7 protein-coding genes are annotated in these 8321 nt (G+C 53.5%); all 7 read left to right on the top strand.

Annotated features, from left to right (window positions below; all coding sequences use genetic code 11):
• Nucleotides 1–43 precede the first annotated feature (43 nt).
• The 7 genes from IB286_RS14420 to IB286_RS14390 all read left to right on the top strand — a co-directional run bounded on the left by IB286_RS14420 (nt 44) and on the right by IB286_RS14390 (nt 8318).
• On the top strand, nt 44–997 hold the full coding sequence (locus IB286_RS14420) for a hypothetical protein (RefSeq protein WP_190766743.1): 954 nt from the start codon (nt 44–46) through the stop codon (nt 995–997).
• Between the two features lie 201 nt (nt 998–1198).
• Entirely contained in the window at nt 1199–1636 is a 438-nt protein-coding gene (locus IB286_RS14415; RefSeq protein ID WP_317889771.1) for a MerR family transcriptional regulator, read from the top strand.
• Between the two features lie 29 nt (nt 1637–1665).
• Nucleotides 1666–2835 carry an isovaleryl-CoA dehydrogenase gene (locus IB286_RS14410; protein WP_190766741.1) on the top strand — a complete coding sequence of 390 codons (1170 nt, stop codon included), beginning with the start codon at nt 1666–1668 and terminating at the stop codon, nt 2833–2835.
• Between the two features lie 162 nt (nt 2836–2997).
• Nucleotides 2998–4605 (top strand): carboxyl transferase domain-containing protein, encoded by a 1608-nt coding sequence (locus IB286_RS14405; RefSeq protein WP_190766740.1) that lies wholly within the window; start codon nt 2998–3000, stop codon nt 4603–4605.
• A gap of 10 nt (nt 4606–4615) precedes the next feature.
• The gene (locus tag IB286_RS14400; RefSeq protein ID WP_223826431.1) at nt 4616–6616 is read left to right on the top strand and encodes an acetyl/propionyl/methylcrotonyl-CoA carboxylase subunit alpha; all 2001 of its coding nucleotides are present in this window, start codon (nt 4616–4618) and stop codon (nt 6614–6616) included.
• The gene (locus tag IB286_RS14395) at nt 6616–7986 is read left to right on the top strand and encodes an acyclic terpene utilization AtuA family protein (protein WP_190766738.1); all 1371 of its coding nucleotides are present in this window, start codon (nt 6616–6618) and stop codon (nt 7984–7986) included. The genes IB286_RS14400 and IB286_RS14395 overlap by 1 nt, the downstream gene beginning before the upstream one ends.
• Nucleotides 7986–8318, top strand: a complete 333-nt coding sequence (locus IB286_RS14390; RefSeq protein WP_190766736.1) for an AtuA-related protein — start codon at nt 7986–7988, stop codon at nt 8316–8318. Before IB286_RS14395 ends, IB286_RS14390 begins: the two co-directional genes overlap by 1 nt.
• Nucleotides 8319–8321: the final 3 nt, after the last annotated feature.

Genomic DNA, 8321 nt, shown 5'->3' with positions numbered 1-8321 from the left:
GTAAGAATTGGCCGATAATCGAGGGTTCTATAACGATGAAAAAGTGCAAAATTCCTTACATCAGCATATCAACTATAAATTCAAGCACTTACAGAATAGTAAGTCTTACCAAGGTTGTATAAATAATGAGTGCTGGAAGGCCAATGGCCGCGACACCCATTTAATTGTGCAGGGACAGGGTCACATTCTCGCCCCAATTCAAGATCCCGGTCAGCTCATCCTCTACGGCTTTGATGACACTCTCTATTGCGGCGGCACCGCCATGGACACCCAAGCCTTAATTATGGATTTTCTGGAATCCAAATTATTGCAGCGCCCGGCGCAATACACCCTGCCCGAGGTTTGCTTTAGCCGCAGCGCGACTGAAACAGGCAATAGTCTGAGCAGCGTTCCCTCCGGTGGTTCCTCATATTTTGTTCCGCCAACTACGGTTTACCCCGGCGGCCTGAACAGTGTCATCACCTTGCTTAGCAGCCTGCCTCTAGATACTGTTTTGAGCAGCCTACAATCACTGCCGGTTGAAGGTATTACCACCTTAACCCAAGTTCTGAGTGGTCTTGCTGATCCCGCCAGTTTGGGTGATTACGCCGATGATATCGTTCACTTACTGCCAAACGAACTACTGCAACAACTCAGTGCGCCACCGCAGTTTATTCCTCTAACCAGCGTCGAACAGCATACGGTGCTGGCGGGTATTCCGCGTATTCAAATGAATATCACTGGCGGCAATGGCGATGCCAATACCCTGTATATCGGGCTTGGCCGGATTCCCGCCGAGGGCGGAGATCCAGAATTAATTAATGAACAGGTTCTACCCGTCACCGGCATTGGCAGCAAACTGCTGGAAATGATTGGTGTATCGGCCGAGTTAAATGCTGGCGACAGCCTCGGCCTGATTGTTTACGGCTTTCACCCCTACTTCCTGCATGTTGCCTCGCTGGCTCAACCGCCGCTGCCCGCTGAAATTACCGCCAACGTGCAAGTTCCTGAGCTTTAACGCTCACTTATTCACCCGCCGCTCCACTATGGAGCGGCCTTCACGCTGACAAACCCACCCCATAGCGCCAGCCTTTACCAGCCCCCAACCTTCCCTCAAATTAAAGCCCGATTACTCCTACTTAAAATCTTCGCCACCAAGTTGACGTTAACGTCAACGTAATATACAGTGCTGTCCACATAACAAAACCGGTACCGGCCTGTGGCGATTTCAGATCATAAAAGCACTGAAAGCAAAAAAAGAACCTACAGCATTTCTGAGCTGGCGGCGGAATTTGATATCACCACCCGCACGATCCGTTTTTACGAAGAAAAAGGCCTGCTCAACCCCAACCGCAATGGCCAGAATCGTATTTACACCCCGGCCGACCGCACCAAATTACGTCTTATTTTGCGCGGCAAGCGGCTCGGGCTCTCTCTTGAAGAAAGCCGCGACATTATTGATATGTACGCGGCGGATCGCGACAACAGCGATCAACTGCAAACGTTGATTAATAAAATTCGCGAAAAACGCGCCCAGCTTCAGCATCAGCTCTTTGATATTGAAACCATGATTCAAGATCTGAACGAAGCCGAAAACAATCTTATCGAGGCCATGGCGAAACACGACCAGAAGCCCACACTCACTGAGAAACGCTAAACCACCCTGCTATTTTTGGAGTCCACACCATGACTACAGCTTATCCCAGTTTGAATTTCGACCTTGGCGAAGACATCGACATGCTGCGCGATACGGTCTACAAGTTCGCTCAAGCTGAAATTGCTCCCCGCGCCGAACAAATCGACAAAGAAAATCAGTTCCCGATGGATCTGTGGCGTAAATTTGGCGACCTCGGCTTATTGGGTATGACCGTGGCCGAAGAATACGGCGGCACCAATATGGGCTATTTGGCACACGTTGTTGCCATGGAAGAAATCAGCCGCGCCTCCGCCTCTGTCGGTCTATCCTACGGCGCGCATTCCAATCTGTGCGTTAACCAAATCTATAAAAACGGCAACGAATTCCAACGCGAAAAATACCTGCCCAAGCTGTGTAGCGGCGAACATATCGGCGCACTGGCCATGTCTGAACCCAACGCCGGTTCCGATGTAGTTAGCATGAAGCTGCGCGCCGACAAGAAAGGCGATCGCTACATTCTGAACGGCAGCAAAATGTGGATCACCAATGGCCCCGACGCCAACACCTACCTGATCTACGCCAAAACCGATGTCAACGGTGGCTCCAAAGGCATGAGCGCCTTTATTGTTGAGCGCGACTTCCCCGGTTTTAGCCGCTCGCCCAAACTCGACAAACTCGGTATGCGCGGTTCCAACACCTGTGAGCTGGTATTTCAGGATTGTGAAGTGCCCGCCGAAAACCTGGTCGGCAATGAAGGCGACGGCGCCAAGATTTTGATGAGCGGTCTCGACTACGAACGCACTGTGCTTTCCGGCGGCCCCACCGGCATCATGATGGCCTGTATGGATATCGTGGTGCCCTATATCCACGAGCGTACTCAGTTCGGCCAAAGCATCGGCCAATTCCAGCTAATGCAGGGCAAAGTCGCCGATATGTACTGCGACCTAAACGCCTCCCGCGCGTATCTATACACCGTAGCCAAAGGCTGCGATCGCGGCGAAGAAACCCGCAAAGATGCCGCCGCCGTGATTCTCTACACCGCCGAAAAAGCCACCCAAATGGCACTGCAAGCCATCCAAACACTGGGCGGCAATGGCTATATCAACGACTACGCCACCGGTCGCTTACTGCGCGATGCCAAGCTCTATGAAATTGGCGCAGGCACTTCAGAAGTGCGCCGGATGTTGATTGGGCGTGAACTATTCAACGAAACCCGCTGAGGAGACATTGATTAATTACTGCGCTCACGACTCAATCCACCGGCGGTGCTCAAAATGCTCATTTATTCGCATATAAACTCCGCTTCTTGCGCTCCGGCGGTGGTCCGATTCGTTTCGCTCGCGACATTAATCAAATGACTCCACGAAAATAAAGGAAACATTATGTCGGTATTAGCCAGTAGCATTAATGCTAACAGCGCAGAATTCCAACAGAATGCGGACGCCATGCGCGAACAAATCTCCGCTCTGAACGAAGTCTGCGCCACCATCCGTCAAGGCGGTGGTGAAAAATCCAATCAGCGCCATTTGTCGCGGGGCAAAATGTTGCCACGCCAACGCATCGACGCCCTGCTCGACCCCGGCTCGCCGTTTCTGGAAATTTCCCAGCTAGCCGCGTGGAAAGTTTATAAAGAAGAAGTGCATGCTGCGGGTGTGATTGCCGGTATCGGCCAAGTCTGCGGTGTGGAGTGCATGATCGTGGCCAACGACGCCACGGTTAAAGGCGGCTCTTACTATCCACTCACCGTGAAGAAACACCTTCGCGCCCAAGCGATTGCCGAGCAAAACAATCTGCCCTGTATTTACATGGTAGATTCCGGCGGTGCCAACTTGCCACAACAGGACGAGGTCTTCCCAGACCGCGAGCACTTCGGCCGTATTTTCTTCAACCAAGCCAATATGTCGGCCAAGGGCATTCCACAAATTGCCGTGGTAATGGGCTCGTGTACCGCTGGCGGCGCCTATGTGCCGGCAATGGCTGACGAAACCATTATTGTGCGCGAACAAGGCACCATCTTCTTGGCCGGGCCGCCGCTGGTTAAAGCCGCTACCGGTGAAGTGGTTAGCGCCGAAGAACTGGGCGGCGCCGATGTGCATTGCCGCCAGTCCGGGGTTGCCGATCACTACGCCCAGAATGATGAACATGCTATTCAACTGGCGCGTCAGGCCGTTTCAAAATTGAATCGCCGCAAGCCGCAACAATTGGATACAAAACCCAGCCTTGAGCCTCGCTTTGCGCCGGAAGAGGTTTACGGCATTGTGCCCGCCGACACGCGCAAACCCTACGATGTGCGCGAAATTATCGCCCGCATTGTCGATGACTCCGACTTTGATGAATTCAAAGCCTTGTTTGGCACCACACTGGTGTGCGGTTTCGCTCGCCTTTACGGCAACCCAGTCGGCATCGTTGCCAATAACGGCATTCTGTTCAGTGAGTCAGCGGCAAAAGGCGCGCACTTTATTGAAATCTGCGCCCAACGCAAAATCCCGCTGGTTTTCCTGCAAAACATCACCGGTTTTATGGTGGGTAAACAGTACGAAGCCGGCGGTATCGCCCGCCACGGCGCCAAGATGGTGATGGCTGTGGCTTGTGCCAAGGTGCCTAAATTTACCGTGGTTATTGGCGGCTCCTACGGTGCCGGTAACTACGGCATGTGTGGCCGCGCCTACGATCCTCGCTTTATGTTTATGTGGCCCAATGCCCGCATCGCCGTAATGGGCGGAGAACAAGCTGCAGGCGTACTCGCCACCATCAAACGCGAACAATACGAACGCGCTGGAGAAGACTGGCCCGTTGAAGAAGAAAAAGCCTTCAAACAACCCATGCTCGATCAGTTCGATCGCCAGAGTCACCCGTTCTACGCCTCTGCCCGCCTTTGGGACGATGGCATCATCGATCCCGCCGACACCCGCCGGGTTCTGGGTTTAAGTTTGTCTGCCAGCCTCAACGCCGAAATACCGGATAGCCGGTTCGGCGTGTTCCGGATGTAAGGGGAAAATAATGAGTCTGTTTAATAGTGTATTAATTGCCAACCGTGGCGAAATTGCCTGCCGCGTAATTCGCACGGCGCGCCGCATGGGTCTGCGCAGCATTGCCGTATTCAGCGATGCCGACCGCGATGCCCTGCATGTCGAAATGGCCGATGAAGCGGTTTATATCGGCGGCTCCGCAGCCGCTGAATCGTATCTGGATATGGATAAGATTTTTGCCGCCGCCAAACAAACCGGCGCTGAAGCCATCCATCCCGGCTACGGTTTCCTGTCTGAAAATGCCGAGTTCTGCCGCCGCTGCGAGCAGGAAGGCATTATCTTTGTTGGCCCTCCAGTGGGTGCAATTGAAGCCATGGGCTCCAAGTCTGCGGCCAAGCGCATTATGACCGAAGCCGGCGTCCCGCTGCTGCCGGGTTATCACGGCCAAGACCAAGATGAAAATCTGCTGAGAAAAGCGGCCCAAGATATTGGCTACCCGGTACTGCTTAAAGCCAGTGCCGGTGGTGGCGGCAAAGGGATGCGCATCGTTTGGAAGGAAGACGAATTTAGCGCGGCCTTGGCCGGTGCCAAACGCGAAGCCTTAAAATCCTTCGGCGACGACCATATGCTGGTCGAGAAATACTTAACCGGCCCACGCCATGTTGAGGTTCAAGTATTCTGTGACAGCCTCGGTAATGGCCTGCATTTGTTTGAGCGCGACTGCTCTCTGCAGCGCCGCCATCAAAAAGTCATTGAAGAAGCACCCGCTCCCGGCATGACCGAAGCTCTGCGCGAAGCCATGGGCGACGCGGCAGTACAAGCCGCTAAAGCAATTAACTACCAAGGCGCGGGCACTGTTGAGTTTCTGCTAAACAGCGACGGCCAATTCTACTTCATGGAAATGAACACCCGTCTGCAAGTAGAGCACCCGGTTACGGAAATGATCACCAATCAGGATTTGGTTGAGTGGCAATTCCGGGTTGCCAGCGGCCTACCCCTGCCCCACAGCCAAAACGAGCTGCGTATTCACGGCCACGCCTTTGAAGTTCGTATTTACGCCGAAGACACCGACAATCAATTCCTGCCGCAAACCGGCACCCTGAATTATTTGAGCACCCCGGAAGCCACTGCCAATGTGCGCATTGATTCCGGCGTTCGCGAAGGCGACACCATCAGCGTTTATTACGACCCGATGATCGCCAAGCTCATTACCTGGGACACCGACCGTCGCAGTGCTCTGCGCCGTATGCAACAGGCGCTGGCGCAATTCCATATCAACGGCGTCACCACCAACCGTCGCTTTTTGGAACAACTGGCCGCCGCACCAGAATTTGTTGAGGAAAACTTCGATACCGGTTTTATCGACAAACATCTGGACACGCTCCAAGCCAATGCTGCCGCCGCGCGCTCTGCCGAACGTCAGCACCATATTGCCTTGGCGGCATTGATTGCACTTAGCAACCAAGAAGCGCAAAGCCTGGATACTCACCTCGACTCGCCTTGGGCGAAAGCCGATGGCTGGCGTTTGAACGCCCCGGCCACGCAATCGCTGAAGCTCAATTTTGGCGAAGAGCAGCTTGAGCTGTCTTGTACCCTGAGTCAGGGTGGACGAGTCATCGACATCAGCCATGACGGTGCATCCTTCAGCATTAATGGCCACTGTGAAAACGGTGTTGTCCACGCTGAAACCCAAGGTCGCCGTTTCCGTCTGCCCTACAGTAGCCACAAGGGTGAATTCTGCCTGTTTGCCACTGGTGCCGATGTGCGCTTTAGCCGCCATCAAGGCGACTTTAGCCAGCAAGGTGAGCAAGAAGGTGAACTGACTGCGCCGATGAATGGCACCATTGTCAGCTTGCTGGTTGAGGCTGGCACACCGGTCACCAAGGGCACACCGCTGCTGATTATGGAAGCCATGAAAATGGAGCACAGCATCAGCGCACCCACAGACGGCACCGTGGGCGAATACTATTTCAAACCCGGCGACCTCGTTGAAGGCGGCGCCGAACTTTTACACTTTGATGGGGCTGAATAATGGCACAAGAAAAAATAGTCCGTATTGCCAATGGTCAGGGGTTTTGGGGCGACAGCCTGATGGCCCCTATTCGTCTAATTGAAGATGGTCCAATCGACTATCTGACGCTGGACTATCTGGCGGAAATCACCATGAGCGTGCTGCAAAAGCAGCGCCAGCGTAAGCCAGAAAGTGGCTACGCTACCGACTTTATTGATTTGCTAAAAATCATCATGCCGCAGTGTCAGCAAAAAGGGATCAAAATCCTCTGTAATGCTGGCGGTGTAAATCCTCGGGCCTGCGTTGATGCCATCAAAAGCACGCTGCAAGAAATGGGCATGAGCGGCATTAAAATCGCGATGGCAGATGGCGACGATTTGCTGCCTCAAATTCACGAACTGATCGACGGCGGCGAACCTTTTACCAATCTGGATAATGGCGGCAGCATCAGCGAAATTCGCGATCGCATTACCAGCGCCAATGCCTATACCGGTGCAGAGCCCTTGGTAGAAGCATTAAAACAAGGTGCCGACATTATTGTTACCGGCCGCACCGCAGACCCCTCTTTGGTACTCGCGCCATTAATGTATGAGTTTGGCTGGGCCGAGGACGACTATGACAAAAAAGCCGCCGGCACCATTATCGGCCACTTGCTGGAATGCGGCGCGCAAAGCACTGGCGGTAATTTCACCGACTGGCGAGATGTGCCCGACTTTGCCCATATCGGCTATCCCATTGCCGAAGTCAGCGCCGATGGCAGCTTTGTACTGACCAAGCACGAAGGCAGCGGCGGACTGGTGAACGAAGATACCGTGGCCTCTCAGTTACTTTATGAACTGGGCGATCCGGAAAACTTCTTAAGCCCGGACTGCACCAGCGACTTCACCTCAATTCAACTTGAACAAGTTGGCGAAAACCGCGTGCGTGCATCGGGCATCAAAGGCCGTGCGCCAACCGACAGCTATAAAGTGTCGATGTCATTTGCCAATGGCTACCGCGTTCTCGGACAACTGACGTTTACCGGCCCAGACGCTGTCGCCAAGGCGGAACTGGGTGCAGAAATTATCTTTGAACGCTGCGCCATGTACGGCAAGCCGATTCCTGAAGATAAGCGTTTTGTGGAAGTATTTGGCAACGCAGCCTGCTACAAAGGCGCAATTGCTGACCCCGTACAGCCCTCAGAAGTCTTACTGCGCGTTGGCGCCAAAAGCCACGACCGCGAGCAGCTTGAGATTTTGGGCAGAGAAATCGCCCCGCTGGTTACCGCCGGCCCGATAGGCGTAACCGGCTACGCGGGAAGTCGTGCCCGCCCAACCGAAATTATTGGTTACTGGCCAACACTGGTTAAAAAATCCAAGGTCACAACCCGCTACATCGTGGAGGAAATCTAATGGCACTGGTCAAACTATTTGATATCGCCATTGCGCGCAGCGGCGACAAGGGCAATAACAGCAATATTGGTGTGCGTGCACGCAGCCCGGAACTGTATGAGTTTTTGAAAAAAGAACTGACGGAAGAACGGGTCAAAAAGCATTTTGAAAAAATCTGCTTTGGCAAGGTAACCCGTTACGAGCTGCCCAACTTGCGAGCGTTCAACTTTATTATGGAACAGTCACTCGGCGGCGGCGGTACTGAAACCCTGCTTACCGATGCCCAAGGCAAGGTACATGGGCTGGCTCTGTTGCACATGGAAATGGATGTTCCGGACGCGCTTTTGGTTTAGAAA

The organism is Spongiibacter pelagi (genome assembly GCF_014705705.1).
GTDB lineage: Bacteria > Pseudomonadota > Gammaproteobacteria > Pseudomonadales > Spongiibacteraceae > Spongiibacter > Spongiibacter pelagi.
This window is presented reverse-complemented; position numbering and strand designations above follow the sequence as displayed.

Bases quoted from the DNA above. Each gene is read 5' to 3' on its own strand.
- IB286_RS14395 (WP_190766738.1), top strand. From the start codon at position 6,616: ATGGCACAAGAAAAAATAGTCCGTATTGCCAATGGTCAGGGGTTTTGG.
- IB286_RS14410 (WP_190766741.1), top strand. From the start codon at position 1,666: ATGACTACAGCTTATCCCAGTTTGAATTTCGACCTTGGCGAAGACATC.
- IB286_RS14405 (WP_190766740.1), top strand. From the start codon at position 2,998: ATGTCGGTATTAGCCAGTAGCATTAATGCTAACAGCGCAGAATTCCAA.
- IB286_RS14400 (WP_223826431.1), top strand. From the start codon at position 4,616: ATGAGTCTGTTTAATAGTGTATTAATTGCCAACCGTGGCGAAATTGCC.
- IB286_RS14390 (WP_190766736.1), top strand. From the start codon at position 7,986: ATGGCACTGGTCAAACTATTTGATATCGCCATTGCGCGCAGCGGCGAC.